The following is a 25922-nucleotide window of genomic DNA, read 5'->3' as shown; positions in this document are numbered from 1 at the left end:
GCGAACGGATCCACCCCCACGCCCGGGTCCACGGCCCGCACCCACTGGATCGGCCCCCTCACAGGAGGGGGCCGGCGCGTGCTCGACCCGGGCTACGCCCAGAGCTGGCCCTGCAGCGTCTGGATGGCCTCCTCGGTGGTGGCCGCCGTGTAGACGCCGATGGACAGGTACTTCCAGCCGCCGTCGGCCACGATGAAGACGATGTCGGCGCTCTCGCCCGCCTTGACCGCCTTCTTGCCGACGCCGATCGCCGCGTGCAGGGCGGCGCCGGTGGAGACGCCCGCGAAGATGCCCTCCAGCTGGAGGAGTTCACGGGTGCGGGTGACCGCGTCGGCGGAGCCGACCGAGAAGCGGGTGGTGAGGACGGAGGCGTCGTACAGCTCGGGGACGAAGCCCTCGTCCAGGTTGCGCAGGCCGTAGACCAGGTCGTCGTAGCGCGGTTCGGCGGCGACGATCTTGACGTCCGGCTTGTGCTCGCGCAGGAAGCGCCCGACGCCCATGAGCGTGCCGGTGGTGCCGAGGCCCGCGACGAAGTGGGTGATGGAGGGCAGGTCGGCGAGGATCTCCGGGCCGGTGGTGGCGTAGTGGGCGCCCGCGTTGTCCGGGTTGCCGTACTGGTAGAGCATCACCCAGTCGGGGTGCTCGGCGGCCAGCTCCTTGGCCACGCGTACGGCGGTGTTGGAGCCGCCCGCGGCCGGGGAGGAGATGATCTCGGCGCCCCACATGCCGAGCAGGTCCCGGCGCTCCTGCGAGGTGTTCTCCGGCATCACGCACACCATGCGGTAGCCCTTGAGCTTGGCCGCCATGGCGAGGGAGATGCCGGTGTTGCCGGAGGTGGGCTCCAGGATCGTGCAGCCAGGGGTCAGCCGGCCGTCCTTCTCCGCCTGCTCGATCATGTGCAGGGCGGGACGGTCCTTGACCGAGCCGGTCGGGTTGCGGTCCTCCAGCTTCGCCCAGATACGGACGTCGGCGGAGGGCGACAGCCGCGGCAGGCGCACCAGAGGGGTGTTGCCCACCGCGGCCAGCGGGGAGTCGTAGCGCATCGGTGATCAGCGACCGTCGGCTCAGGCCATGCCGCCGGCCACCGCCGGCAGGATCGTCACGTTGTCGCCGTCGGACAGCTTGGTGTTGATGCCGTCCAGGAAGCGGACGTCCTCGTCGTTCAGGTAGACGTTGACGAAGCGGCGCAGCTGGTCGCCGTCCACGATGCGGGCCTGGATGCCCGCGTGCCGGGTCTCGAGGTCGGCGAACAGCTCGGCGAGGGTGTCCCCGGCGCCTTCGACCGCCTTCTGACCGTCGGTGTACTGGCGGAGGATGGTGGGGATGCGGACCTCGATGGCCATGGTTGCGGGCTCCTGTCGGAAGGGTTCGTCGATTCGGTGTGCGTGCCTGCGGTTCCCCCTGGCTCTCGGCACGGGGGAGCGCCGCGGCAGCGGCCGTACGGCGGCGGCGGCGGGGAACGTCAACAGATGGCGCTGTTCAGCCTGCACAGGTCGACGTGCAGCCGCGCCACGAGCAGGATGCCGGGCGCCTTCTCGCTCACGTCGTTGAGAACCATGGGCTCATCGTATCGATTCCCGGTCCGGGTCCTGGAATGTGATCCCACATGACGGACGAATTTCAACCAAGGCTTGAGATCAGTACGTCTCCACGAGCTTGACCTCCTCCTCCGTGACCTCGCCGTCCAGGATCCGGAAGGAGCGGAACTGGAACTCGCCGAGGCCGTCGGCGTCCGCGGTGGAGACCAGGACGTAGTGGGCGCCGGGCTCGTTGGCGTAGCCGATGTCGGTCCGGGAGGGGTATGCCTCGGTCGCGGTGTGGGAGTGGTAGATGATCACCGGCTCCTCGTCGCGGTCGTCCATCTCGCGGTAGAGCTTGAGCAGATCCTGCGAGTCGAACTCGTAGAAGGTGGGCGAGCGGGCCGCGTTGAGCATCGGGATGAAGCGCTCGGGCCGGCCGGCGCCCACCGGGCCGGCGACCACGCCGCACGCCTCGTCGGGGTGGTCCTCGCGCGCGTGGGCGACGATCTGGTCGTACAGGGCCTGGGTGATGGTCAGCATGGGGGTCAGGATAAGCAGAGGGGCCGTCCCGTACCGAGGTGTGGTACGGGACGGCCCACATGATGGACGCCCTGAGCGGCGGCCGACGGGAGAACCACGAGTGCTCCCGGCGGCCGGACGTCCTTTTCCGGGGGTCAGCGCTTGCGGAAGGCCGCGGCCTCCGGGTTGCGGCGCTTGAGCGCCCAGTAGGCGACGCCGAGGATCACGCCCCACAGCGGCGCGCAGTACAGCGAGACACGGGCGTCCTTGTCGATGCCCATCATCACGATCACCATGAGGATGAACAGGAGCGCGAACACGCTGGTGTACGGGGCGCCCGGCGCGGGGAACTCGCTGCGCGGCAGCTCGCCCCGGTCGGCCTTCATCCGGTAGCGGATCTGGCAGATCAGGATGACGATCCAGGCCCACATGCCGGAGATGGTCGCGAAGGACACCACGTAGTCGAACGCCTTGCCCGGCCACTGGTAGTTGATCCAGACGCCCACCAGCATCAGCGCGGCGGAGAACGTCGTGCCGACGAGCGGGGTACCGCTGCGCGTCAGCTTGGTGAAGAACTTCGGTCCCTGGCTGTTGAGCGCGAGGTCGCGCAGCATGCGGCCGGTGGAGTACATGCCGGAGTTGCAGGAGGACAGCGCGGCCGTGAGGACGACGAAGTTGACGATGCCGGCGCCCGCGGCCAGGCCCATCTTCTGGAACGCGGCCACGAAGGGGCTCACGCCCGGGTGGAAGTTCGTCCACGGCACGACCGAGAGGATCATGATCAGCGCGCCGACGTAGAAGACGGCGATGCGCCACGGCACGGTGTTGATCGCCTTGGGCAGCACGGTCTTGGGGTCCTTGGACTCGCCCGCGGTCACACCGACCAGCTCGACGGCGAGGAAGGCGAACATGACCATCTGCAGGGTCATCAGCGTGTTGCCGACGCCGTGCGGGAAGAAGCCGCCGTCGCTCCACAGGTGGCTGACGGAGGCGGTGTCACCGGCGTCGGAGAAGCCGATCGTGAGGATGCCGGCGCAGATCAGGATCATGCCGATGATGGCGGTGACCTTGACCATGGAGAACCAGAACTCCAGCTCACCGAAGAGCTTCACGGAGATCAGGTTGGCGCCGTACAGGATGATCGTGAAGATCAGGGCCGACACCCACTGCGGAATGTCGAACCAGTACGTCATGTAGGCGGCCGCGGCGGTGACCTCGGTGATGCCCGTGACCACCCAGAACAGCCAGTACGTCCATCCGGTCACGAAGCCCGCGAACGGGCCGATGAACTCGCGCGCGTACTCCGAGAACGAACCCGACACCGGGCGGTACATCAGCAGCTCGCCGAGCGCCCGCATGATGAAGAAGATGACGATGCCCGCGATGGCGTACGCCAGGATCAGACTGGGGCCGGCCTTGGAAATGCCCTTGCCCGCGCCGAGGAAGAGGCCGGTGCCGATGGCCCCGCCGATGGCGATCATCTGGATCTGCCGGGCTCCGAGCCCGCGCTGATACCCCTCGCCGCCCTCGCCGTCCTCGGCCCGCACGGCCTCATTGCCGTCGCGATGCTGGTCGACCTGCGCTGAGGTCATGTGTGGTGCGCCTTTCTCCATGCCGACCCGGGCCTTTCGTCGGCCTCGGATCGGGTTTCGATCCCCCCGGATTGATGGAGCTGGGCGGCTTCCGCAAGCCCGCCCGTGCCTGGCCGGCGGTCGCCGGCTCGGTGGCGCACCCGGCCGAACATGGGTGGTGTTGGCCGGGCGGTCGTGAAGATTTATCACGGCCGCAATATTGATCACAGAGGCGCGCTGTGGCGCATCACACAGGTAAAAGCGGACAAAGAGCGCCCGAATGCGGCAAACCCGGCCGCAACGGTGACGGGATCGTTATCCGGATTTGAGCGTCCGCTGAGCGAACACGAAATCATCACCTTCAGGACATAAGTGTGGTGACGAGGGTTTCCTGGAGACCACCGAGCCACAGATACGCCATCACCATGGGCTTGCGCGGATCCTCGTCCGGGAGCCGGTAGAGCAGATCGGTGTCGTCCTCGTCGGCGATCTCCAGCCGGGCCCCTATCGCCAGCCGCAGGTCGTTGAGGGCGCCGAGCCACTTCCGCGACTCCTCCGGGGACAGTTCGAGCACGGCCCCGCCCTCGCCCGCCGGCACGAGCGCGTCCAGGGTGCGGATCACCGTGAGCGCGTTCTCCCGCTTGCCCGCCCTGAGATCGTTCTCGGTGTAGCGGCGGAACTCGGCGGAGTGCGCCCGCCGCTCCTCGGCCTCGGCCGGCGAGTCCGGTGCCTTCTCCGGATCGCTGTAGGCGTCCGGGAAGAGCCGGCGCAGGACGGGATCGGCGGGCGGCTCGCTCGGGCCGTCGGCGAACAGCTCGGCGAGCGGGTCGGCGGAGGTGTCGGCGCCGGGGCCGGGACCGATGAGCTCCATGAGCTGCACGGCCAGCGACCGGATGATCGAGATCTCGACGTCGTCGAGCGCGACGGCCGCGCCGCCGCCGGGGAGCGGTTCGAAATGTCCGGGCATCTGAGTGGGTTCGCTACTTCCGGTCCTGCTGGAGGGTGGCCCACAGACCGTAGCCGTGCATGGCCTGCACGTCGCGCTCCATCTCCTCGCGCGTGCCGCTGGAGACGACCGCCCGGCCCTTGTGGTGGACGTCGAGCATGAGCTTGGTGGCCTTGTCCTTGGTGTAGCCGAAGTACGACTGGAAGACGTACGTCACATAGCTCATGAGGTTGACCGGGTCGTTGTGGACGATGGTGACCCAGGGGACGTCGGGCTCGGGTACGGCGAAGACCTCCTCCGCCGACTCGGTGCGTTCGATCTCTACGGGCGCGGGTGACGTCACACAGCCCATGCTGCCATGGCGCCCACAAATCGTCACACTGACGAAATGGGGGTACGATGCACTGCCATGCTGCATACACCGGGGGACAACCCCCGGACCCCCGGCCGCGCCTGGGGGACCGGACGATGATGGGTCAGGTGGGTTTTGTGGGCGTGGCGGACCTTGGGCTGCCGGTGGACGTTCCCTCGACGGCGCTCTTCACGGACCAGTACGAGCTGACGATGCTGCAGGCCGCTCTGAAGGCCGGTACGGCCGAACGGCGGAGCGTGTTCGAGGTCTTCACCCGGCGGCTGCCGGACGGGCGCCGCTACGGCGTGGTGGCCGGCACCGGACGCGTCCTGGACGCGGTGGAGAACTTCCGCTTCGACGCGGGCGTCCTCGGCTTCCTGGGCGAACGGAAGATCGTCGACGAGGAGACACTGAAGTGGCTCGCCGACTACCGCTTCGGCGGGGACGTCTGGGGCTACCCCGAGGGCGAGGTGTACTTCCCCGGCTCGCCGATCATGCGCGTCGAGGGCACCTTCGCCGAGTGCGTGCTGCTGGAGACCGTGGTCCTGTCCATCCTCAACCACGACTCCGCGATCGCGGCCGCCGCCTCCCGCATGGCCTCCGCCGCCGGTGACCGCCCGCTGATCGAGATGGGCGCCCGCCGCACCCACGAGCTGGCCGCCGTGGCCGCCGCCCGTGCCGCCTACGTCGGCGGCTTCACCACCACCTCCGACCTCGCGGCCGGCTTCCGTTACGGCATCCCGACCGTCGGCACCTCCGCCCACGCCTTCACCCTGCTCCACGACCGCGAGCGGGACGCCTTCCAGGCCCAGGTGGACACCCTCGGCCGGGGCACGACCCTCCTCGTCGACACCTATGACGTCACCGAGGCCGTCCGTACGGCGGTGGAGGTGGCCGGCCCCGAGCTGGGCGCGGTCCGCATCGACTCCGGCGACCTGCTGCTGGTGGCCCACCGCGTCCGCCAGCAGCTGGACGAGCTGGGCGCGACGAACACGAAGATCGTCGTGACCTCGGACCTGGACGAGTACGCCATCGCCTCCCTGGCCGCCGCGCCCGTGGACGCGTACGGCGTCGGCACCCAGCTGGTGACCGGCTCCGGGCACCCCACCGCCTCCATGGTCTACAAGCTGGTCGCCCGCGCCGAGACCGCCGACCCCAGGGCGCCGCTGGTGCCGGTCGCGAAGAAGTCCAGCGGCGGCAAGACGTCCATCGGGGGCCGCAAGTGGGCGGCTCGCCGGCTGGACGAGGAGGGGATCGCGGAGGCCGAGGTCGTCGGCACCGGGCCGGTCCCGGCCGAGCTGGCCGACCGGCAGCTGCTGGTGCAGCTGGTCAAGGGCGGCGAGGTGGTCGCCCGCGAGCCGCTGGACGTGCCACGGGACCGCCACATCGCCGCCCGCGGGAACCTGCCCCTGTCCGCGACCCAGCTGTCCCGAGGGGAACCCGTCATTCCGACGGAGTACGTCCACGGGCGCTCGGGTAGCTAAAACGGGACCGCCGTCCGCCCCCGAGCTCCCCCTCCCGCACGGGCCCGGAAGTCTCTAGGCTCGGTTACGCAACTCTCAGCCGAAGGACACCCGCCATGCGCCGCGCCTTGATCGTCGTAGACGTGCAGAACGACTTCTGCGAGGGGGGCAGCCTCGCGGTGGCCGGTGGTGCGGACGTGGCCGCCGCCATCACCGAGCTGATCGGCCAGGCGGCGGGCACCGGATACCGCCATGTGGTGGCCACCCGCGACCACCACATCGCGCCCGGCGGCCACTTCGCGGACAACCCCGACTACGTCCGCTCCTGGCCCGCGCACTGTGTCGCGGGCACGGAGGGCGTGGGCTTCCACCCGAACTTCGCCCCGGCCGTCGCCTCCGGCGCGGTGGACGCGGTGTTCGACAAGGGGGCCTACTCGGCCGCCTACAGCGGCTTCGAGGGCACGGACGAGAACGGTGTCCCGCTGGCCGACTGGCTCCGGGACCGCCACATCGACGAGGTCGACGTGGTGGGCGTCGCCACGGACCACTGCGTGCGCGCCACGGCGCTGGACGCGGCGAGGGAGGGCTTCCGTACGCAGGTGTTGCTGGACCTGACGGCGGGGGTCGCTCCCGAGACCACGGAGCGCGCCCTGGAGGAGCTACGGCAGGCGGGCGTGGAACTCGCCGGCAAGCCGGTCGTCAGCGGCTAGGAACCGGATGACGCCGGGCAGGGCGGCCGGCCCAGGGTCCCGGGGACCGCGCGACCGGCCGACGGCGCACTCGCGGCCGACGACGCACCGCCACCCCTGCCGCACCGCCGCCGCACGCCCCTACCGCACCACCGCCGAGCGCCGCAGCAGCGCCCGGATGGGATGCCACAGCTCCATGGCGGTGACACCGTTGTCGGGCGCCGTGCGCCATATCAGGCCGTCGGGGTGGTGCAGTACCGCCGTGATCTCGTCCGGGCTCGGCGGGGCCGCGTTGCCGCGGAGGTAGATCGCGCGCAGGCCCAGGTTGCGCAGCCTGGTCAGGGCTCGGGCGCGGTTCTGGGCGTGCACCAGAACCCGCACCCCGCCGGGGCCCCCGGCCGGCCCGGGGCTGGGCAGGTTGAGCGCCACCACCACCCTGCCGTTCGGTAGTTTGCAGAAACCTCCTGCGGCCATGCGGTCACATCCCCGTTTCGGTCGGTGTCAATAAGCGGTCCACAGGACGCACCTAAACACGATCGGCGGCAACCCGCCAGGGGGTCACCGCCGATACGCTTCTGACCTGCGGAAATATCCGCTACTTCACCGCAGGGCCGACTTCCAGCTCGATCGTCGAGCCACCGTTGGCCTGCTTGATGATCTTGATCTTGGTGTTGGTGTCAGTGATCTTGACACCACCGCTCGGGTTGGCCGGGTCCCAGTAGGTGCTGGCGTGGTCGTTGAAGACCGGCACACCCTTCTGCGACTTGATCTTGGTGGCCTTGTCCGCCTTGTGCAGCGTGAAGCCGTCCGTGCGGTCCAGGCTGAACGGCGAGTCGTAGGCCTGGATGCGGTTGCGCAGCAGCGTGCCGTCGGAGTACTTCAGCGCCTTCCAGTGGGCGTCGACCGGAAGGATCAGACCGGTGCCCGGGTGGTCCTTGGCGTTGGTGTTGTCGTCCGCCTGGGAGGTGTCCCACTTCCAGATGAGCAGACCGTTCTGGTACGGGTAGTGCTCGACCCAGTCGGGGCGCTTGGCCGAACCGAAGTTGTACGGGCCGACCTTGAGGGTCTTGTCGTACGAAACGTACTGGCGGTTCTCGGCGATGTAGTACTGCTTGTAGTCCTTGGTGAAGGACGCGCCGATCCGGGAGAAGCCCGAGGCGGTCCAACCGGCGTCCGCCGTCTCGGCGTTGTCGGAGAACAGCGCCGTACCGTCAGCGGTCAGCGTGATCTCGTCGGCCGCGAAGCCCTTCTGCGCCACACCGCCGTCGGTCTGGTAGCGGAAGCGGACGTCGACCTTCTTGCCCGCGTAGGCGTCCAGCGAGTACGACAGCTTCTTGTAGCCGTCGACCGTACCGGTCAGGGCGGGCTTGCCGGAGCCGTCGCGCGGGATGGCCTGGCCGTCCACCGTGCCGTCGAGGGCGGTCCAGTTGGCACCGCCGTCGGCCGACACCTCGGTGTAGAGGTAGTCGTAGCCGTTCTCGATGTCGTACCAGCCGTCGAGCGTGAGAGCGGCCGACGTCTTCCCGGTCAGGTCCACCGAACGGGTCAGCGTGTTCTTGAGGTTGTCACCGCTGCCGCTCCACCACTGGGTCGAGCCCTGCGCCGGGGTGACGATCTCGGTCTTGACCGCCTTGTTCGGCAGCGAGACGACCAGGGCCTGGCGGTACTTGGTGTTGTACTCGGCGAGACCCAGCTTGTGCCAGGAGGAGACGCCCGCCTTGGCGGCGTCGTAGTTCAGCCAGCCCAGCTGCAGCTTGTCCCAGGCGTTCATGTCGCCGGGCAGGTCGCCGATGGAGTCCTTGCCGGTGCCGAGCCAGGAACCGGAGGACATCAGCGTCCAGAAGCCCGTGGAGTTGTCGCCACCGTTGGTGTCGTACTCGTCCGGCAGGCCCAGGTCGTGGCCGTACTCGTGGGCGAAGACGCCGAGGCCGCCGTTCTCCGGCTGGATGGTGTAGTCGCCGACCCAGACACCGGTGTTGCCGACCTGCGCACCACCGAGCTTGTTGCTGTCGGGGCCGGTGGCACCGGCATCGGTCCCGAAGGCGTACCAGCGGTGCGCCCAGATCGCGTCCTTGCCCTGCGCACCGCCGCCGGCGGACTCGTCCTCACCGGCGTGCACGATCTGGAAGTGGTCGACGTAGCCGTCGGGCTCGTTGAAGTTGCCGTCGCCGTCGAAGTCGTAGCGGTCCCACTGGTCGTACTTGGCCAGGTCCGCCTTGATGGCGGCGTCGGACTTGCCGGCCGCCTTCTGCTGGGCGACCCAGGCGTTCAGACCGTCACTGACGACGTTCCACACGCTCGTGCAGTTGGTCTGACCGCAGGCGTTGTTGCCGTAACGGGCCTCGTTGTAGGGGACCTTGACCCAGTCCGAGACCTCGCCCGCGACCGAGTAGCGGCCCGAGGACTGCTTCTCGTAGTACTTCTTCAGCGACTCGGTCTTCTTGCCGGTGCCGAAGTAGAGGTTCTGGTAGTGCTTCTGGTTGTAGTCCTTCTGCCAGGCCGTCGAGTTGTCCTTCTTGCGGTCCGGCGCGGCGATCTTGTTGTGCAGCGGACCGGCGGTACCGCCGTACTTGGGGTCCGTCTGGTCGCCGAACTCCACCAGGATGGTGAAGATCTTGTCGGTCTTCTCCCGGCTCAGCTCGACGTACTTGCTGTCGCCCTTCTTGCTCTTGAGCTGGACGACCTTCGAGCCGTTGCGCTCCTTGGCCTTGACCTTGCCCGCTATGAGCTGGTTCAGGGCCTCCTGCCGCTGGGCTTCCTGCGTCTTGCTCAGTGGACCGTCGAGGTCGTGCTTCCGCTGCCCCACCGGGGCCGGGTCATGCCGGTTGGCGGCAGCCGACCGGTCGGTGGTGCTCGCCTCCGCGACGGCGAAGGTGGCGAACGTGGCGGAGGCCGCCGCGAGCGTCACACCGATCGCGGCCGCTCTGAACGTCCAGGATCTGCTGGTCACTTGAGTTCCTCCCCCGCGCCGCGCACACGGACAGGGGGTCCCGGGTCATGGAGGAATCCGTGCGCGCACGATCAACGCGTGTAATCAAGTGACGACATTTGACTAGAGGTTTAGAAGAAAAGACAGACCTTGACTTGAGCAGGACAAGTGCACTATGCGGAGTGGAGGTTCGCTTTGCGAACACCCCGTGGCCCGTCCATGAACGGTGCACGTCTGCTCAACGGGCGCGGGAGCCCGCCCGCTTGGCGAGCCCATGACTCCGTGCGCCCCCCATGCACCAGTACCGTGGGTTAGGCCACGCTTACCGGGCGTTCGACTCGGGCATGCACGCGAAGAGAGTCGAATGGCCCCCAGACCCCCGCAGACCTCCGAGGACACGATTGCCATGCCTCGTCCGACCGCCGCACAGCTCGCCTACGGTTCCTGCACCGTGATCCTCTCGACGCTCGCCATGCTGCTGCTGTCGCAGACGAGTTCGGGCCTCGGAATCACCGTCATCGCCCTGGCGGCGCTCGCGCTGGGGCTCCTGGTCGCCAGGACGGCTCCCGCACCCCGCACCGTCGAGGCATCCACCGAGGCCGCAGCGGCCGAGGAGCGCGTTCCCACGACCCTGTGAGGGGTGCATACGGCTGCGGTGGGCCCGTGCAGCCACGGACCCACCGCTGTCGTATGCCTACCCATAACTCTTCGGCTCAACGGGTACTGACCACCACCGTCTTGGCCGCTTTGTCATGCAGGCCCTGTTTGTACGGCTTGTCGAAGAAGCTCCAACCGCCGCAGATCGCCGTCCAGATACAGGCGCAGCAGAAGGCGAACGGCACCCACAGCACCAGGGCACGGATCAGCGAGGTCTGCATGGAGGGGGTGGCGCCGTCGTCCAGCTGGGCCACCCGCAGGTTGAGCCACTTCTTACCGAGGGTCTGCCCGGACTTCCTGATCATGAAGGTGTCGTAGGCGACATAGAGGACGGCCGCGATGAAGGACTGCGCGACCGACCTGCCGACCTCGATGCGGTCGCCGTCGACGTTGTACTCGCGCACGCCGAACGCCCAGGTGAGCAGCCAGACGACGATACCGACGAGGATCATGTCGATGATCCTCGCGAGCGTCCGCTTGCCGCTGTCGGCGAGCGGGGGCATACCGGCCAGGGGATCGGCCGGGTAACCGCCGGCACCGGCTCCGTGGGGGCCGCCGCCGTAGGGGCCGCCGCCGTAAGGGCCGCCGCCGTAGGGAGGCGGTTGCTGACCGCCGTACGGGGGTGGCTGGCCACCGCCGGGCGGCGGGGGCTGCTGGGCGCCGCCGTACGGGGTGTCGTACGGCGAGCCCGGCCCCTGGTCCGACGGGGGCCGCTTCCTGAACGGGTCGTCCTCGGGGGGGTGCTCTCCGGAGCCGGGGGGCGGTTCGCTGCTCATGGCCCGAGTGGAACCCGAACACCCCGGCTCCGCATCCGGCAGGCGGCCGTACGGAGTAGGCGGGCGCCGCCGTCAGCCCGCGACGAACGTGTGGGCCGCCTTGTCGTGCCAGCACTGGCGCCAGGGCCGGTCGAACAGGCACCACAGCACGCCCACGATCCCGATCCCGAGCAGCCCGGGCACGCTGTAGACCAGCCAGCGGCGCAGTGCCGGGCCGAACGTCGGGGGCTCGTGGGCCTCGATGTCCCGCACCTCGATCCCGCACAGTTTCTTGCCGAGGGTGCGGCCCCACTTGGCGGTGGGCAGCGCCTCGTAGAGCACGCCGAAGACGAGCAGGACGGCGAGGACAACGCCGAGGCTGGTGCCGGTCGTGCCGTCGAGCAGCCAGACGGTGACGGTACGGCCGGACAGCCGGGCCTCGTCGATCTTCTGCTGGATGTGGTCGGCGGCCTGGACACCGAGGGGGACTGCGGCGGCGGCCGTCACCGCGCCCACGACCAGGCTGTCGATCAACCGGGCGGTGAGCCGCCTGCCGAGTCCGGCGGGCCGGGCCGCGGCCTGGCGGCGCGCGGCCGCCTGGAACGGGTCCTCCACCGGCGGCTTCCACGGCGCCAGGGGCTGCTCGTCCGCGCCCCCGGCCAGCTGGTGCACCTGCTGCGCCCACGAGGCCTGCCCGCCACCGGGACCGGCGGTCAGGGGGGTGGCGGCACCCGCCTGCTGCGGCACCGGGGGTGCCACGGCGGCGGGGGCGGCCGGCGACCGCTGGGCACCCCCGGGTGCCAAAAAGCCCTGGGGCGGCTGTGCGTACTGGGCGTGGGATGACGGTGGTGCCTGCCCGGGCTGGGACGCCTGCGGTGCTTGCGCGGCGGCGCGGGCCGCGGCGGCCTTTCCGGCGCCGAAACCGGGGCCGGCGGCCGGGTCGGACGGCGCTCCGGGGGAAGAGCCGGCGGAAGCGGGCGGTGCCGGTGTGGGCGCGCCGACCGGCCCCTGCGTACCGAAGCCGGGCATACCGATCGCACCGGCACCGGAACCACCGGTCGCGCCCGCGCCGGACCCTCCGGGCGCCCCTCCCTGCGCGGGTACCGGGCGGAAGGTCATCGTGCCGTCGTCCGGGACGGCCGCGGGCCCCGGCACCGGGCGGCGGAAGATGAAGGTACCGCCGGGATCGGGGGCGTGGTCGTCCGCCGGCGGGAGTGGGGCCGTGCCGTCGGTGCCGGCGTGACCGGCCGGCCGGGCCGGGGCGTCCGCCGGGATCCTCGGGTCGGCACGCCGGCCGGCGTCACCCGGCCCGGGGTGTCCCGCGTGCCGGTCGCCGTCGGCGCCCCAGGCGGTGGGGCCGGGGGCGGAGTGCCCCGCGCCGGAGGGTTCCGCACCGGTGGCGGCCGAGTGCGGCTGCGGATCCTCGTCGAAGAAGTGGGGGCCCGTCTCCTCCACGGCCGGGTCGGCCGGGCGGACGCCGGGCGGCGGGGTGAGCGGCTCGCCGTCCTTCGGCGCCGGCCGGCTGGTGCCGGGCACCCAGGAGGCGCCGTTCCAGTACCGGACGTAGCCGGGGATGGACGGGTCCGGGTAGTAGCCCTCGCGGGGCCTGTCGTCACCTGGGGCCGGGGTTGGGGCGCTCATGTCCGTCGTCCCGTATCTGCTCGGGGGTGGTATGGGAGCCTCCACATCTATCAGACGCGGGCATCCCCCACCGCCAGTCCCGCCGGACCCACTCCTTTCCGGGCAACGCCGTCCCCGGCTCTCACCGGCCCGCGCAAGAACTTCTCCGAACCCGCGTGATGGGCCGCCCGTGCCCCCTCTCCCCCTGGTGCCGGGCCCCAGCGGGCGGCCCCGGCACCACCCGACGAGGAAAGGAGCGCAGGTCATGCAGCACACCGTGGTGGAGCGGGAGCTGGAGCTCAGGCCCATGATGTCGCCCGAGCGCGGCCTCCCGGTCCCGGCCCGGCTACCGCTCCGATCACGGTGGGGGTGTTCCGGCCGTAGTGTGCACGGAGACGTGCGGGTGTGGCCGGCGAAGGTCGACGGGGCGGTGTCATGCTGACGGCGCTCAGCCCGCCCGGCGGGGACGCCCTGCTGGAGGCACCGGACCCGCGGGTGCCGGCCTTGCTGGAGCGGACGCCGCGACTGATGCCCCGGGGACCGGGGGCGGCCAGCCGGGCATCGATGACGCGCCCGGCCGGCTGCTCGCCCGGTGAGCGGCCCCGGGCCCGGGCCGCGCCTGCCGCGCCCGGAGCGAGCCCTCGACCGGGTCAGAACAGCTTGCCCGGGTTGAGGATGCCCAGCGGGTCGAAGACGTGTTTCACGGCCCGCTGCATCTCCACCCCGACCGGGCCGATCTCCCGGGCCAGCCACTCCTTCTTCAGGACGCCGACACCGTGTTCGCCGGTGATCGTGCCGCCCAGCTCCAGGCCGAGGGCCATGATCTCGTCGAAGGACTCCCGGGCCCGCCGGGACTCGTCGGGGTCCTGCGCGTCGAAGCAGACGGTGGGGTGTGTGTTGCCGTCCCCGGCGTGGGCGCAGACACCGATGGTCAGGTCGTACTTGCCGGCGATCCGCTCGATCCCGTCGAGCATCGCGCCGAGCCGGGAACGGGGTACGCACACGTCGTCGATCATCGTCGTGCCCTTGACCGCCTCCAGCGCGGTCAGCGAGAGCCGCCGTGCCTGCAGCAGCATCTCGGACTCGGTGGCGTCCTCGGCGGGCACGACCTGGGTGGCGCCGGCCGCCTCGCACAGGGCGCCGACGGCGGCGAGGTCGGCGGCCGGGTCCGGGGTGTCGAAAGCGGCCAGCAGCAGCGCCTCGGTGGTCTCCGGGAGCCCCATGTGGGCGAGGTCGTTGACGGCCTTGACGGTCGTACGGTCCATCAGTTCGAGGAGGGACGGGACGTGACCGCCTTCCATGATCCGGCACACGGCGTCGCAGGCAGCGGTGGCTGAGCCGAACTCGGCGGCCAGCACCAGCCGCCGGGGCGGCTTGGGCTTCAGGGCCAGCACCGCCCGGACGACGATGCCGAGCGAGCCCTCGGAGCCGACGAACAGACGCGTGAGGTCGTAGCCCGCGACGCCCTTCGCCGTACGGCGGCCGGTGGACATCAGACGGCCGTCGGCGAGGACGACGTCCAGGCCGAGGACGTACTCGGCGGTCACGCCGTACTTGACGCAGCACAGGCCCCCCGAGGCCGTGCCGATGTTGCCGCCGATCGTGCACATCTCCCAGCTGGAGGGGTCCGGCGGGTAGTACAGGCCGTGTTCCTCGACCGCGCGGGAGAGGGCCGCGTTGATCACGCCCGGTTCGACCACGGCGATCCGGTCGACGGGGCTGATCTCCAGGATGCGGTCCATCTTGGTGAGGGACAGCGCGATGCAGCCCTCGGTGGCGTTGGCACCGCCGGACAGGCCGGTGCGCGCGCCCTGCGGGACGACCGGCACACCCAGCTCGGTGGCGGTGCGCATGACGTGCTGCACCTCTTCCACCGTGCGCGGCAGCACGACCACGGCCGGGGCGGCGGCGGGGCAGAAGCTCGCCATGTCGTTGGCGTAGGAGGCGGTGACGTCGGGGTCCGTCAGGACGGCCTCGGGCGGCAGGCCGACCAGGAGCCGGTCGGTGAGGTTGCCGGTTGCCGCGCTGTCTTCATCACGACGCGCTTCGATACGGCTCATGATCACAGGGTCGCACTCGCGGCCATCGGTGTGAACCCCGACCGCGCCGTCCTTGGTCCACCCGGATGTGTTCGTCATATTGACGCACAGTGAGCGCCATGGACAACCGACTGAGCGTGCCGGGTACGTCCCTGATCGCGGAGCCGCCGACGCCGCGCCGCCGCCTGAGGTGGCTGCGCCGGGTACTGGTCGCCGCGCTGGTGGGCGGTGCCGTCGCGGGGGCGGTGCTGCTGCCGCTGCCGCAGGAGCGGCAGCACAGGGCGGCCGGACCGCCCGCCGCGGGACCGCAGGCCCAGGCGCTGACGGCGGTGACCTTCGGGGTGCCGGCCGCGCTGCCCCAGCTGACGGCGCTCATCGGGCAGCAGGAGCAGCGGGTGCGGGCACAGCCCCGCGACGCCCGGGCGTGGGCGGTGCTGGGGTCCGCGTACGTCGAGCGGGGTCTCAGGACGGCCGACCCGGCGAACTACCCGAAGGCGGAACAGGCGCTGCAGACCTCGCTGCAGGTGCGCGGCGCGCGGAACACCGAGGCGCTGGACGGGCTGGCGGCGCTGGCGCTCGCGCGGCGGGACTTCCCGGCGGCGAAACGGTACGCCGAGCAGGCGCTGAAGCCGGCGCCCAAACGGTGGACGGCGTATCCGCCGCTGATCGACGCCTACAACGGGCTCGGCGACTACAAGGCGGCCCGGGAGACCCTGGACAAGCTGCTGGGGCTGCGCACCGGCTCGGCCGAGCGGCCCGCCGTGATGGCGCGGGCCTCGGCGGTGTACCGGGACCGGGGATGGCGCGAGGACGCGGTGGCACAGCTGACCGACGCGGCGGCCGCCGCCCGCACACCCGCCGAACAGGCCGCCTATCTGACCGGGCTCGGGCAGCTGGCCTGGGAGCGCGGCGACCTTCCGGACGCGCTGCGGCACTTCGAGGCGGCCGCACGCCTTGAACCCGGCCAGCGGGCGGCACTGGCCGGACGGGGCCGGACACTGGCCGCGCTGGGCCGCCCGGCGGAGGCGGTGGCCGCGTACCAGGCGGCCCTGGCCCGGCAGCCGAGCCCGCAGGACACCCTGGAGCTGGGCGAGCTGTACGAGTCGCTGGGGCAGAGCGAGTCCGCCGCCGCGCAGTACGAGCAGTTGAAGGAGCGGGTGCGGCAGGCGGTGGCGGGCGGGGTCGACGAGGGACTGCTGATCGGGCAGTACGAGGCGGACCACGGGGACCCGTGGGACGCCGTGGAGCGGTTGGAGGCCGAGTGGCAGCGCCAGCCGGGGATCGAGGTGGCCGACGCGCTCGGCTGGGCGCTGCACCGGGCCGGTGACGACGAGGAGGCGCTGACCTATGCCTCCATCGCCACGGACAAGGCGAAGGGGGGCGGGGTGCGCAGTGCCCTCTACGCCTTCCACCGGGGCATGATCGAGCGGGAGCTGGAGCTGTACGCTCCTGCGCGGCGGCATCTCCAGGAGGCGCTGCGGATCAATCCGCACTTCTCTCCGCTCGGGGTTCCCGAAGCGCGCCGGGCCCTGGCCGAGCTGGGGGACGTACCGGATGAGCCGCTCCCCGCCGAGACCCCTTAGCGGGGCCCGGCGGGGGATGCGTCGGCTACAGGTTGCCCCGCTTGGCCTGCTCGCGTTCGATCGCCTCGAACAGCGCCTTGAAGTTGCCCTTGCCGAAGCCCATCGAACCGTGCCGCTCGATGAGTTCGAAGAACACGGTCGGCCGGTCCTGGACGGGCTTGGTGAAGATCTGCAGCAGGTAGCCGTCCTCGTCGCGGTCGGCGAGGATCTTCAGCTCGCGCAGGGTCTCCACGGGGACACGGGTGTCGCCCACCCACTCGCCGAGGGTGTCGTAGTACGAGTCGGGGGTGTCGAGGAACTCGACGCCGGCCGCGCGCATGGTGCGGACGGTCCGCACGATGTCGTTCGTGTTCAGCGCGATGTGCTGGACGCCTGCGCCGCCGTAGAACTCCAGGTACTCGTCGATCTGGGACTTCTTCTTGGCGATCGCCGGCTCGTTGATCGGGAACTTGACCTTGAGAGTGCCGTCCGCGACGACCTTCGACATCAGCGCGCTGTACTCGGTGGCGATGTCGTCGCCCACGAACTCCTTCATGTTCGTGAAGCCCATGACCTTGTTGTAGAACCCGACCCACTCGTTCATCCGGCCGAGTTCCACGTTGCCGACGCAGTGGTCGACGGCCTGGAAGGTGCGGTGGGCGGGCGGTTCGACGATCGGCTTCGCCGCCGCGTAACCGGGCAGGTAGGGACCGTCGTAGCCGGTGCGCTCGACCAGGGTGTGGCGGGTCTCGCCGTAGGTGGCGATCGCGGCGAGGACGACGGTGCCGTGCTCGTCCTTCACCTCGTACGGCTCGGCGACCGAGCGGGCGCCGTGCTCGATGGCGTACGCGTACGCGGCACGGGCGTCCGGGACCTCGATGGCCAGGTCGATGACGCCGTCGCCGTGCTCGGCCACGTGCTGGGCGAGGAAGTGGCCCCAGGTGCTGCTCGGCTTGACCACCGAGGTGAGGACGAAACGGGCGGAACCGTTCTCCAGTACGTAACTGGCGGTCTCGCGGCTGCCGTTCTCCGGACCGGAGTAGGCGACCAGCTTCATGCCGAAGGCGGTGGAGTAGTAGTGCGCCGCCTGCTTGGCGTTGCCCACGGCGAAGACGACCGCGTCCATTCCCTTGACCGGGAAGGGGTCGGCCTGCCGGGCGGTGTCGGGAGTGTGGTGTGTGGTCTGCGTCATAGCGGAAGGGTGACCCCGCACTGCAAGCTGCGCAATAGTTGGCGCATCTGCTGGGCAATCTGATCAGCGATATGGCCGCCTCGGCGGCCTTTCTGTACAGGATGACCACCCTGGGAGGGCTGCGATGGCGATCGATCGGCTGGACGGGCGGATCATCGTGCTGCTGGCCCAGGAGCCGCGCATCGGCGTGCTGGAGATGTCCCGGCGGCTCGGGGTGGCGCGCGGGACCGTGCAGGCGCGCCTGGACCGGCTTCAGTCGAATGGAGTCATCCGCGGATTCGGCCCCCAGGTGGATCCGGCCGCCCTCGGCTATCCGGTCACCGCGTTCGCCACGCTCCAGATCCGGCAGGGCCAAGGGGCCGACGTCCGGGCCTACTTGGCGACCGTGCCCGAAGTGCTGGAGCTGTTGACCACGACCGGCAGCGGGGACATGCTGTGCCGTCTGGTGGCCCGTTCGAACGCCGATCTCCAGCGGGTGATCGACCGGGTCGTCGGTTTCGATGGCATCGTGCGGGCCTCCACGACGATCGTCATGGAGAACCCCGTTCCGCTGCGGATCATCCCGCTGGTGGAACAGGCGTCCGCGGACAGTGAGGGGACGTAACCGGCCTGGGGACGAGCGCGGGTGACCTTCCGGGCGTATCCGGACGGCCGCCATGGGCAGCCGCTGACGGACGAGAGCCGGTCCTCGGCGCGATCACGCTGCCGGCCCCCACGGCTGAGCAACACCTGCGCCCTCGCGACAAGGGCCCGGAGGGCGGCTAGCAGCTCGGGACCGGTCCCTTGCCCTTCTCCAGCGCCACCAGGGAGTCGACCGCGCCTTCGAGTGTGGTCACCGGGACCAGCCGCAGTCCCTTCGGCAGCTCCGCGCGGGCCTCGGCGCACTCCGCCTTCGGCACCAGGAAGACACTGGCGCCGTCCCGCCGGGCGGCCTGCGTCTTCAGGGCCACCCCGCCGACCGCGCCGACCTTGCCGTCGGCGTCGATCGTGCCCGTACCGGCGATGGTGCGGCCTCCCGTGAGGTCGCCACCGCCGCCGTCGCCGTCCAGCTTGTCGATGATCCCCAGGGTGAACAGCAGCCCCGCGCTGGGCCCGCCCACGTCGGCGAGCTTGAGCGTGACCTTGACCTTGCCCGCGCTGAGACCGAGGTACTTCAGCGCCGCCTGGGTCGCCGCGTCCTGGGACTGCTGCATCTGCGCCGCGTTGTGCTTCTCGATCTCCTTGACGTTGTCGCCGCTCGGGTAGACCGAGTCGCGCGGCATGACGGCCCGGTCGGTGCGGAACCAGTTGCCGAACACGTCACCGAGGGACACCCGGGTGTCCGGCGCGGTCGCCACGATCGTGGTCATCCGCAGCTGACCGCTGGTCTTCCGGGTCGTCGCGCCGGAGACGGTGATCACCGGGGTGCCCTTGTTCTCCCCGAGCACGTTGGCCGTCATGCCGGGCTGCGCCACCGAGAACGGCAGCGGCGCGAACGCCGCCGTGGCGATCAGGGCCACGGCGGGCAGGGCGCAGACGGCTACGGCCTGGGGGCGTGTGAGACGTGAGAGCACGGGGTCAATCTAACCCGGCGCCTCTCTCGGCCACCGGCCCGGTCGCAGCGCCGCCGGCGCCAGGTCCGGCGCCGAGCAGCAGAGCGGGCACTCGAGGCGGCCGAGCGACCCCCTGCGACCGCGTCAGCGCAACGCTTCCGCGACCTCCCGCGCCGCCTCCACCACCCGTGGACCCACCCGCTCCGGCACGGCGTCCGCCAGCATCACCACACCCACGCTGCCCTCGACCCCCGTCACACCGATCAACGGCGCCGCGGCCCCGCTCGCCCCCGCCTCCAGCTCCCCATGCGTGAGCGTGCACCCGGGATCGACGGACGGCGACTGCCGCGCGGCGAGAATCGCCTTGCCGGCCGCCCCCCGGTCCAGGGGATGGCGGAACCCGGCCCGGTACGCCACGTGATAGTCCGTCCACGTCGGCTCGACCACGGCGACGGCCAGCGCCTCGGCCCCGTCCACCAGCGTCAGATGCGCCGTCGCTCCTATGTCCTCGGCCAGCGACCGCAGCGCGGGCAACGCGGCCTCCCGTACCAGGGGATGCACCTGGCGGCCGAGCCGCAGCACCCCGAGCCCGACCCGGGCCCGCCCGCCCAGATCACGCCGTACGAGCGCGTGCTGCTCCAGCGTGGCGAGCAACCGGTACACCACGGTACGGTTCACGCCCAGTTTGGTGGACAGCTCCGTGACGGTCAGCCCGTGGTCCGTGTCGGCCAGCAACTTGAGGACGCGCAGTCCCCGGTCGAGCGTCTGAGATGTCTCCGCGGTCACGACGCCCACTCCTTTGGTGGTGAGGTCGGCAACCCCTGAGCGGCGAATGCGTCACCGAGTCCCGTCGGCGACGCGCTTCAGAGGCCGCCGATCGGCAGAAGGTCCCGGCGGCTCCGGGCCGAGTCGCTTTCACGGCTGCGCTCCGCGGCGGCGCTGCCACGGGGCGTGTGCGTAGCGGGACAGTAGCGAAGCCGGTTCGCTGAGCGGAAGCCTTAGTCCAGAATCCGGGCAAGACCAGATCCGGCCTGCCTGCATTCGTCCGGATTCGCCCACTCCGAGCGCCCCCGCGCCGCCCCACCCCGCCGGCGGAGACACCGCTCACTCACCGGGATCCCGGGCAAGCCCCACCACGTACGACCTCCCACCCGGCCGAGACACCCCATCCCCGGGTTCCGGGACGGAGCCCCGTGGCGGCAACCTCCCACCCGACAAAACACCCGCCGCCCCAGAGGCCCGGAACGAAACCCCACGGCGGCAACCTCCCACCCCGGCCGGAACAGCCGCCCACCCCCGGCATCCCAGGGCGGAGCCCCGTAGCGGCAACCCGGGGTCCGGGGCGGAGCCCCGTAGCGGCAACCTTTCGGCCGACCGGGTCTGGTGGGCGGGGTGGGCAAACCCCCCCAACCAGCGGAGCGTCACCGCATGCGCGTAGCCCACTCCTGCACCTTGGCGATCCGCTGCCGCAGCTGCCCCGCCGTAGCCTCCGCACTCGGCGGCCCCCCGCACACCCGCCGCAGCTCGGTGTGGATGACCCCGTGCGGTTTGCCGCTCTGATGCACATACGCACTGACCATGGTGTTGAGCTGCTTCCGCAGCTCCATCAGCTCCTTGTGCGAGACCACCGGCCGCCGCTCGGCCGGCAGCTCCAGCAGATCCGCCTCGGTGTCCGGCTTCTTCCGGCTGTGCGCGATCTGCCGGGCCTGCCGCTTCTGCAGCAGCAGCTGCACCTGCTCCGGCTCCAGCAGGCCCGGAATCCCCAGGTAGTCCTGCTCCTCTTCGCTCCCCGGGTGAGCCTGCATGCCGAACTCGGCCCCGTCGTACAGCACCCGGTCGAAGACGGCGTCGGACTCCAGCGCCTCGAAGGGCAGCATGTCCTGTTCGCCGGTGTCCTCGTCCTCCTGCTTGTTCGCCTCCTCCATCTCCTTCTCGGATTCGGCGTACGGGTCCTCCTCGCCCTCCTTCTTCGGCTTGTCGAGGGCGTGGTCCCGCTCCTTCTCCATCTCGTTGGCGAAGGTCAGCAGGTCGGGCACGGTCGGCAGGAACACGGACGCGGTCTCGCCGCGCCGCCGGGACCGTACGAAACGCCCGACGGCCTGAGCGAAGAACAGCGGAGTCGAAATGGTCGTCGCGTACACCCCCACCGCGAGCCGCGGCACGTCGACACCCTCGGACACCATCCGCACGGCGACCATCCACCGGTCGCGGCTGTCGCTGAACTCGTCGATCTTCTTCGAGGCACCGGCGTCGTCGGACAGCACGAGGGTGGCCTTCGTGCCCGTGATCTCGCGGATCAGCTTGGCGTAGGCACGGGCGGAGTCCTGGTCGGAGGCGATGACGAGGGCACCGGCGTCCGGGATGGCCTTCCTGACCTCGGTGAGCCGCTGGTCGGCGGCGCGCAGCACGCTCGGCATCCAGTCGCCGCGCGGGTCGAGCGCGGTACGCCAGGCCTGGCTGACCGCGTCCTTGGTCATCGGCTCGCCGAGCCGGGCGGCGACCTCGTCACCGGCCTTCGTACGCCAGCGCATGTTGCCGCTGTAGGAGAGGAAGATGACGGGCCGCACGACGCCGTCCGACAGGGCGGACCCGTAGCCGTACGTGTAGTCGGCGGCGGACCGCCGGATCCCGTCCGTCCCCTCCTCGTAGGCCACGAAGGGGATGGGATTGGTGTCGGACCGGAACGGCGTACCGGTGAGCGCGAGCCGTCGCGTGGCGGGCTCGAACGCCTCCAGGCACGCCTCGCCCCAGGACTTGGAGTCACCGGCGTGATGGATCTCGTCCAGGATCACGAGGGTCTTGCGCTGCTCGACCCGGTTCCGGTGCAGCATCGGGCGCACTCCGACACCGGCGTACGTGACCGCGACGCCGTCGTACTCCTTGCTGAGCGGCCCCGCGCTGTACTCGGGGTCGAGCTTGATCCCTATCCGCGCGGCCGCCTCCGCCCACTGCTTCTTCAGGTGCTCGGTCGGCGCGACCACCGTCACCTGTTGCACGACGTGGTGGTGCAGCAGCCAGGAGGCGAGTGTCAGCGCGAAGGTCGTCTTACCGGCGCCGGGGGTGGCGACGGCGAGGAAGTCACGTGGCTGCTCCTGGATGTACTTCTCCATCGCCCCCTGCTGCCAGGCACGCAGCTTGCTGGCGGTACCCCAGGGGGCCCGGCCCGGAAAGGCGGGCGAGAGGTGGTGGGAGGGAGCGGAGGAAGCGGCGGTGGTAGTCACGGTCTCCGTGGTCAGGGTCGGGCGGCTACGTATGACAACCGGGCCACCCTACCGGCGCCGCTCTGCCGTCAACGCCCGGACGAGGCCGGGCCGCCCGTGGGTGGGACCCACGTCACAACCACCGCGGGCCCTCCCCCGCAGCCCGTGAGCCTCACCGCGCCGGCAGGCCCGACACCGCGCCGCGCCCGCGACCTGCGCGGTTCACCGCTCCGGCGCTCCTCACCCCTCTTACGCCTCTTGGCCCTCGTCACGCCTCCCGCTCCCGCAGCCGCCGCGTCACCCACGCGCCCACCAGTGCCACCCCCGCCATCGGCAGGAAGACGGCCGCGAAGGCGGCGGGGTGGGTGCCGTCGGCTGTCGTGGCCGTGGTGGTGGTCGTCGTGCTGCCGCCGCCCAGGGCCGCGAAGGCCGCCCCGGTCACCGCCAGGAGGACGACGTTGGAGAGGGCGTCGGAGATCTGGAGCGCGGCGGAGTTGGTGCCGGCGTCCTCCGGGGCGGACAGCCGCAGCAGGAGCACGCTGGTGGAGGAGATCACCAGGCCCATGCCGAAGCAGCCGAAGCCCCAGGCGACGGCGACGATCCAGACGGGCACGGAGTGCAGCAGCACGCTCGGCGCGGCCACGATCGCGGCGGCGACCAGCACCATCCCGACGGTCATCAGCCGCTCCCGGTACGGCGTCACGCCCGGCCGGGACTGCACCCAGGAGCCCAGCGCCCAGGTGCCGCCGCCCGCCGCCAGCGAGAACCCGGCGAGCGTCGGCGACAGACCGCGCTGGGTGACCAGCATCAGCGGGACGAAGGACTCGGCGGCGAGGAAGGACCCGGCGGACAGCCCGCGCAGCAGCACGACGGAGGGCAGTCCGCGGGCCGCGCGGTAGGTGCCGCGTGGGAGGAGCCCGAGGACGGCGGGCACCAGCAGGGCGGTGCCGGCCAGACCGGGGAGCAGGGAGAGGGGCCGCAGGTCCTGGGCGGCGTACTGGAGGAGTCCGGCGCCCAGGGAGATGCCGAGGGCGAGCCGGATGCGCCGGTGGTCGAAGGAGGCGGCGCCCGCGTCCGCGTCGACCGGTCCGGACGCCCGCCGGCGTATCTGCGGCAGGGCGAGGGCGAGCGGGAACACGACGAGGACCGGGATGCCGAGGAAGACCCAGCGCCAGCCGAGGTGTTCGGTGACGGCGCCGGAGGCCAGGGGGCCGACGATGGAGGGCACGACCCAGCCGGCCGCGAAGGCCGCCATGATCGCGGGCCGCAGCCGTTCGGGGTAGGCGCGGCCGACGACGACGTACAGGGCGACGATGACCAGTCCGCCGCCGAGGCCCTGCACGGCCCGACCGAGGATGAACACCCACATCGTCCGCGCGGTCCCGGCGACGACCAGTCCCGCGGCGAAGGCGCCGATCCCCGTGGTCAGCGCACCGAGGGCGCCGCGCCGGTCGGACCACTGTCCGGCGAGGACCATCCCGAAGAGGCTGGTCGTGAAATATCCGGAGAACGCGAAGGCGTACAGGGCGACGCCGTCCAGTTCCCGGGCCGCGACCGGCATGGCGGTTCCGACGGCGGTCGCCTCGAAGGCGATCAGCACCACGACGGACACGAGCCCGACGCTGAGCGCCCGGTACGACCGGCTCAGCACACCGTCGTCCTGCTCGACGGTGTGGTCCACGGCAGCGGCGTCACGGGATTCGAGGGCACTCATGGCCGCCAGCGTAAGGTCCGCAACCGACTTTGACCCCTGTTCGGAGGCCCGATGCCCCTGCGACCTCGGTCGTACTCCCCCGCCTCTTTCATGAACGCCGTATGGCAGTCGCATTGCAGCCCCGAAGGCTCTCTTGAACGCCCCGTTCCCCGGCCCCTACGGTCGTTTCCAGGGACACGGCCGTGTGCCCGAGTGGTTCAGGGACTCGCCTGCAAAGCGAGTTACGCGGGTTCGATTCCCGCCACGGCCTCTAGCACTCTGACCAGGCGAAAGGAACAGGCGGCACACCTCCCGGAGTGCCGCCTGTCTGATCGTCCGTCTCAGCACCCGTCTCAGTTGACGCCCGGGTGCCCACCGTGACCGCTCGTGCGCCGGGGCATCGGGGGCGCCTGGAAGAAGTCCCTGCCACCACCCTCAGCTGGCCCTGCGGGCTCCGGACCCACGTCGCAGCCCGCGGAAGCAGACGCTAAGCAGAGCGATGTCAGCGCGCAGATGACCGTCTGAAGCGAGCACGGGGGAAAGTACTCGACTCTCTCAACGGTGATTTGACACCCAGTCAGAGCAAAGACGAAACGGGTTCATCGTGCTCTGGCGGGACATGTCGAGGCTGTCGCAATGCACCAGGGCATGTCTGGAAGCGACGGGCGCTGAATGCCATTGCTCGTGTCTCGGCGCGCACCATGGGCAGCGACGCGGACGCCATGGTGTACGACGGCAAAGCGCTACCGCGTGGTTCGCGCCGGCCGACGGAACCGGCCGGCCGCTGCCCAGTCCATGTGCGCGAGCTGCATGCGCCGATGGTTAGGTAGCGCAGGGATGCCATGGCACGTGGAGCGGTGCCGGTGCCCACGCGGGAGGCGGACCAGGGAAAGGTGACGTCCCTGATCAGCGACAGACCCCCTTCATTCGTACCCGGGTGGGGGCGGACGAACGCTGAGATCTACGCAGACGACGCCAGTTGCGTAGCTTGGGAACCGGGCATCTACTGGTTGTAGGAGCATTCGGGTGGGGTTGTGAGCAGCCCCGCTTGTAGGCGAGTTTCGACACCGGTTGTCCGCGTTACCGGCTCGGAATGCCCGTGAGCGCCAGACCCCACCGGCCGTCGCTGCGCAGCCGGATGCCACCGAATTTGCAGTTCAGGGTGCATTCGACGCTGCGCCGTGTCGTTGCCGACAGATGGTGCCAGGACTCGTGTCGCAGACGGCATGGTGCCGTCCGTCATCGGCATCTGCTGTTGAGTCCCACGCGCAAAGCCATTGTGGGCTCACTGCAGGAGACCTGAGTGGAGAAAGGTGAGAACAATGACCTCTGTGTTGAGGATCGAAAGGCTGCGCTGCGAAGACCCGCAAGACTCACTGACGGACGAAGTGATGATCCAGGCCAACGGCAGGCAGGTCTGGCCGCCCAGCGGATCCTTCTCCCTGAGCACGGGAACGGAGGTTCCAATGCGCGTCGACGTCCCCTTCGATGGCGAGGTCAACGTGCAACTCTTCGACGAGGAAGACCTGGGCTCGGATGACCGACTCAATGGGGTCGTCATCTCTGAAGGTGACACGAACGGTCCGGAGTCGTTTGACATCACTGGACCCGGCTGGCACTACATCCTCACGTACCGTGTGAGGAGTCTCGACTTCTGACATCCGGCCATCGGGGGCGGTCAGT

Annotated in this window: 24 protein-coding genes, 1 tRNA gene and 1 pseudogene; 9 read left to right on the top strand and 17 right to left on the bottom strand. The window is 70.5% G+C overall.

Annotated features, from left to right (window positions below; all coding sequences use genetic code 11):
* Positions 1 to 92: 92 nt before the first annotated feature.
* The 5 genes from ABZ079_RS22795 to ABZ079_RS22775 form a co-directional block, all read right to left on the bottom strand.
* Positions 93 to 1043 carry a cysteine synthase gene (locus tag ABZ079_RS22795; RefSeq protein ID WP_356941266.1) on the bottom strand — a complete coding sequence of 317 codons (951 nt, stop codon included), beginning with the start codon at positions 1041 to 1043 and terminating at the stop codon, positions 93 to 95.
* Positions 1044 to 1064: 21 nt separating this feature from the next.
* Positions 1065 to 1343, bottom strand: a complete 279-nt coding sequence (locus tag ABZ079_RS22790; protein ID WP_356941265.1) for a MoaD/ThiS family protein — start codon at positions 1341 to 1343, stop codon at positions 1065 to 1067.
* Between the two features lie 119 nt (positions 1344 to 1462).
* Entirely contained in the window at positions 1463 to 1558 is a 96-nt protein-coding gene (locus ABZ079_RS22785; RefSeq protein ID WP_356021866.1) for a putative leader peptide, read from the bottom strand.
* 79 nt (positions 1559 to 1637) lie between these two features.
* A complete protein-coding gene (locus ABZ079_RS22780; RefSeq protein WP_356941264.1) occupies positions 1638 to 2060 on the bottom strand; it encodes a M67 family metallopeptidase in 423 nt (140 codons plus the stop codon).
* Positions 2061 to 2194: 134 nt separating this feature from the next.
* A complete protein-coding gene (locus tag ABZ079_RS22775) occupies positions 2195 to 3631 on the bottom strand; it encodes an amino acid permease (protein ID WP_356941263.1) in 1437 nt (478 codons plus the stop codon).
* Between the two features lie 174 nt (positions 3632 to 3805).
* Here ABZ079_RS22775 and ABZ079_RS22770 point away from each other — a divergent pair, with 174 nt between their 5' ends.
* Positions 3806 to 3982 carry a hypothetical protein gene (locus ABZ079_RS22770; protein ID WP_356941262.1) on the top strand — a complete coding sequence of 59 codons (177 nt, stop codon included), beginning with the start codon at positions 3806 to 3808 and terminating at the stop codon, positions 3980 to 3982.
* Here the strand turns inward: ABZ079_RS22770 and ABZ079_RS22765 are convergent.
* Both ABZ079_RS22765 and clpS read right to left on the bottom strand, forming a co-directional pair.
* A complete protein-coding gene (locus ABZ079_RS22765) occupies positions 3972 to 4577 on the bottom strand; it encodes a DUF2017 domain-containing protein (protein ID WP_356941261.1) in 606 nt (201 codons plus the stop codon). The two genes, ABZ079_RS22770 and ABZ079_RS22765, sit on opposite strands and share 11 nt — an antisense overlap.
* Before the next feature lie 13 nt (positions 4578 to 4590).
* Positions 4591 to 4908, bottom strand: a complete 318-nt coding sequence (gene clpS, locus ABZ079_RS22760; protein ID WP_356941260.1) for an ATP-dependent Clp protease adapter ClpS — start codon at positions 4906 to 4908, stop codon at positions 4591 to 4593.
* A gap of 137 nt (positions 4909 to 5045) precedes the next feature.
* On the opposite strand from clpS, the gene ABZ079_RS22755 reads away from it, so the two are divergent.
* Both ABZ079_RS22755 and ABZ079_RS22750 read left to right on the top strand, forming a co-directional pair.
* Positions 5046 to 6392, top strand: coding sequence for a nicotinate phosphoribosyltransferase (locus tag ABZ079_RS22755; protein ID WP_356941372.1), 1347 nt, complete (start codon positions 5046 to 5048; stop codon positions 6390 to 6392).
* A 95-nt stretch (positions 6393 to 6487) separates the two neighbouring features.
* A complete protein-coding gene (locus tag ABZ079_RS22750; RefSeq protein ID WP_356941259.1) occupies positions 6488 to 7081 on the top strand; it encodes an isochorismatase family protein in 594 nt (197 codons plus the stop codon).
* Between the two features lie 120 nt (positions 7082 to 7201).
* Here the strand turns inward: ABZ079_RS22750 and ABZ079_RS22745 are convergent, their stop codons facing one another.
* Both ABZ079_RS22745 and ABZ079_RS22740 read right to left on the bottom strand, forming a co-directional pair.
* On the bottom strand, positions 7202 to 7534 hold the full coding sequence (locus tag ABZ079_RS22745; protein ID WP_356941258.1) for a hypothetical protein: 333 nt from the start codon (positions 7532 to 7534) through the stop codon (positions 7202 to 7204).
* A 121-nt stretch (positions 7535 to 7655) separates the two neighbouring features.
* Positions 7656 to 10010 (bottom strand): immune inhibitor A domain-containing protein, encoded by a 2355-nt coding sequence (locus ABZ079_RS22740; RefSeq protein ID WP_356941257.1) that lies wholly within the window; start codon positions 10008 to 10010, stop codon positions 7656 to 7658.
* Between the two features lie 385 nt (positions 10011 to 10395).
* Between ABZ079_RS22740 and ABZ079_RS22735 the strand changes: the two genes are divergently transcribed.
* Positions 10396 to 10626, top strand: coding sequence for a hypothetical protein (locus ABZ079_RS22735; protein ID WP_356941256.1), 231 nt, complete (start codon positions 10396 to 10398; stop codon positions 10624 to 10626).
* Between the two features lie 76 nt (positions 10627 to 10702).
* Here the strand turns inward: ABZ079_RS22735 and ABZ079_RS22730 are convergent, their stop codons facing one another.
* Together ABZ079_RS22730 and ABZ079_RS22725 are read right to left on the bottom strand one after the other, a co-directional pair.
* Complete coding sequence (locus ABZ079_RS22730; protein WP_356941255.1) at positions 10703 to 11422, bottom strand: RDD family protein; 720 nt, start codon at positions 11420 to 11422, stop codon at positions 10703 to 10705.
* Positions 11423 to 11494: 72 nt separating this feature from the next.
* Positions 11495 to 13042, bottom strand: a complete 1548-nt coding sequence (locus ABZ079_RS22725) for an RDD family protein (RefSeq protein WP_356941254.1) — start codon at positions 13040 to 13042, stop codon at positions 11495 to 11497.
* A gap of 244 nt (positions 13043 to 13286) precedes the next feature.
* On the opposite strand from ABZ079_RS22725, the pseudogene ABZ079_RS22720 reads away from it, so the two are divergent.
* Positions 13287 to 13617 (top strand): annotated as a pseudogene (locus tag ABZ079_RS22720) (SsgA family sporulation/cell division regulator).
* Between the two features lie 54 nt (positions 13618 to 13671).
* On the opposite strand, the gene ABZ079_RS22715 reads toward ABZ079_RS22720, so the two are convergent.
* The gene (locus ABZ079_RS22715) at positions 13672 to 15087 is read right to left on the bottom strand and encodes an FAD-linked oxidase C-terminal domain-containing protein (protein ID WP_356941371.1); all 1416 of its coding nucleotides are present in this window, start codon (positions 15085 to 15087) and stop codon (positions 13672 to 13674) included.
* A gap of 92 nt (positions 15088 to 15179) precedes the next feature.
* Here ABZ079_RS22715 and ABZ079_RS22710 point away from each other — a divergent pair, with 92 nt between their 5' ends.
* Entirely contained in the window at positions 15180 to 16643 is a 1464-nt protein-coding gene (locus ABZ079_RS22710; protein WP_356941253.1) for a tetratricopeptide repeat protein, read from the top strand.
* Positions 16644 to 16668: 25 nt separating this feature from the next.
* Here the strand turns inward: ABZ079_RS22710 and hppD are convergent, their stop codons facing one another.
* Positions 16669 to 17814, bottom strand: a complete 1146-nt coding sequence (gene hppD / locus ABZ079_RS22705; protein ID WP_356941252.1) for a 4-hydroxyphenylpyruvate dioxygenase — start codon at positions 17812 to 17814, stop codon at positions 16669 to 16671.
* A 124-nt stretch (positions 17815 to 17938) separates the two neighbouring features.
* Between hppD and ABZ079_RS22700 the strand changes: the two genes are divergently transcribed.
* On the top strand, positions 17939 to 18418 hold the full coding sequence (locus ABZ079_RS22700; protein ID WP_356941251.1) for an Lrp/AsnC family transcriptional regulator: 480 nt from the start codon (positions 17939 to 17941) through the stop codon (positions 18416 to 18418).
* Between the two features lie 157 nt (positions 18419 to 18575).
* Here the strand turns inward: ABZ079_RS22700 and ABZ079_RS22695 are convergent, their stop codons facing one another.
* From ABZ079_RS22695 to ABZ079_RS22680, 4 genes are all read right to left on the bottom strand, one after another.
* Positions 18576 to 19367 (bottom strand): S16 family serine protease, encoded by a 792-nt coding sequence (locus tag ABZ079_RS22695; protein ID WP_356941250.1) that lies wholly within the window; start codon positions 19365 to 19367, stop codon positions 18576 to 18578.
* 123 nt (positions 19368 to 19490) lie between these two features.
* A complete protein-coding gene (locus tag ABZ079_RS22690) occupies positions 19491 to 20132 on the bottom strand; it encodes a helix-turn-helix domain-containing protein (protein WP_356941249.1) in 642 nt (213 codons plus the stop codon).
* Between the two features lie 635 nt (positions 20133 to 20767).
* Entirely contained in the window at positions 20768 to 22567 is a 1800-nt protein-coding gene (locus ABZ079_RS22685) for a DEAD/DEAH box helicase (protein ID WP_356941248.1), read from the bottom strand.
* Between the two features lie 247 nt (positions 22568 to 22814).
* Positions 22815 to 24260, bottom strand: a complete 1446-nt coding sequence (locus tag ABZ079_RS22680) for an MFS transporter (protein WP_356941247.1) — start codon at positions 24258 to 24260, stop codon at positions 22815 to 22817.
* A 178-nt stretch (positions 24261 to 24438) separates the two neighbouring features.
* On the opposite strand from ABZ079_RS22680, the gene ABZ079_RS22675 reads away from it, so the two are divergent.
* Both ABZ079_RS22675 and ABZ079_RS22670 read left to right on the top strand, forming a co-directional pair.
* Positions 24439 to 24510 (top strand) — tRNA-Cys (locus ABZ079_RS22675).
* A gap of 1051 nt (positions 24511 to 25561) precedes the next feature.
* Positions 25562 to 25897 carry a hypothetical protein gene (locus ABZ079_RS22670; RefSeq protein ID WP_356941246.1) on the top strand — a complete coding sequence of 112 codons (336 nt, stop codon included), beginning with the start codon at positions 25562 to 25564 and terminating at the stop codon, positions 25895 to 25897.
* Positions 25898 to 25922: the final 25 nt, after the last annotated feature.

This window comes from Streptomyces sp. NPDC006314 (assembly GCF_040613075.1).
Taxonomy (GTDB): Bacteria; Actinomycetota; Actinomycetes; order Streptomycetales; family Streptomycetaceae; genus Streptomyces.
This window is presented reverse-complemented; position numbering and strand designations above follow the sequence as displayed.

Excerpts from the sequence above, each read along its gene's own strand:
- ABZ079_RS22795 (WP_356941266.1), bottom strand. The coding sequence starts at position 1,043 with ATGCGCTACGACTCCCCGCTGGCCGCGGTGGGCAACACCCCTCTGGTG.
- ABZ079_RS22790 (WP_356941265.1), bottom strand. The coding sequence starts at position 1,343 with ATGGCCATCGAGGTCCGCATCCCCACCATCCTCCGCCAGTACACCGAC.
- ABZ079_RS22785 (WP_356021866.1), bottom strand. The coding sequence starts at position 1,558 with ATGGTTCTCAACGACGTGAGCGAGAAGGCGCCCGGCATCCTGCTCGTG.
- ABZ079_RS22780 (WP_356941264.1), bottom strand. The coding sequence starts at position 2,060 with ATGCTGACCATCACCCAGGCCCTGTACGACCAGATCGTCGCCCACGCG.
- ABZ079_RS22775 (WP_356941263.1), bottom strand. The coding sequence starts at position 3,631 with ATGACCTCAGCGCAGGTCGACCAGCATCGCGACGGCAATGAGGCCGTG.
- ABZ079_RS22765 (WP_356941261.1), bottom strand. The coding sequence starts at position 4,577 with ATGCCCGGACATTTCGAACCGCTCCCCGGCGGCGGCGCGGCCGTCGCG.
- clpS (WP_356941260.1), bottom strand. The coding sequence starts at position 4,908 with ATGGGCTGTGTGACGTCACCCGCGCCCGTAGAGATCGAACGCACCGAG.
- ABZ079_RS22750 (WP_356941259.1), top strand. The coding sequence starts at position 6,488 with ATGCGCCGCGCCTTGATCGTCGTAGACGTGCAGAACGACTTCTGCGAG.
- ABZ079_RS22745 (WP_356941258.1), bottom strand. The coding sequence starts at position 7,534 with ATGGCCGCAGGAGGTTTCTGCAAACTACCGAACGGCAGGGTGGTGGTG.
- ABZ079_RS22735 (WP_356941256.1), top strand. The coding sequence starts at position 10,396 with ATGCCTCGTCCGACCGCCGCACAGCTCGCCTACGGTTCCTGCACCGTG.
- ABZ079_RS22730 (WP_356941255.1), bottom strand. The coding sequence starts at position 11,422 with ATGAGCAGCGAACCGCCCCCCGGCTCCGGAGAGCACCCCCCCGAGGAC.
- ABZ079_RS22725 (WP_356941254.1), bottom strand. The coding sequence starts at position 13,042 with ATGAGCGCCCCAACCCCGGCCCCAGGTGACGACAGGCCCCGCGAGGGC.
- ABZ079_RS22710 (WP_356941253.1), top strand. The coding sequence starts at position 15,180 with ATGGACAACCGACTGAGCGTGCCGGGTACGTCCCTGATCGCGGAGCCG.
- hppD (WP_356941252.1), bottom strand. The coding sequence starts at position 17,814 with ATGACGCAGACCACACACCACACTCCCGACACCGCCCGGCAGGCCGAC.
- ABZ079_RS22700 (WP_356941251.1), top strand. The coding sequence starts at position 17,939 with ATGGCGATCGATCGGCTGGACGGGCGGATCATCGTGCTGCTGGCCCAG.
- ABZ079_RS22680 (WP_356941247.1), bottom strand. The coding sequence starts at position 24,260 with ATGAGTGCCCTCGAATCCCGTGACGCCGCTGCCGTGGACCACACCGTC.
- ABZ079_RS22670 (WP_356941246.1), top strand. The coding sequence starts at position 25,562 with ATGACCTCTGTGTTGAGGATCGAAAGGCTGCGCTGCGAAGACCCGCAA.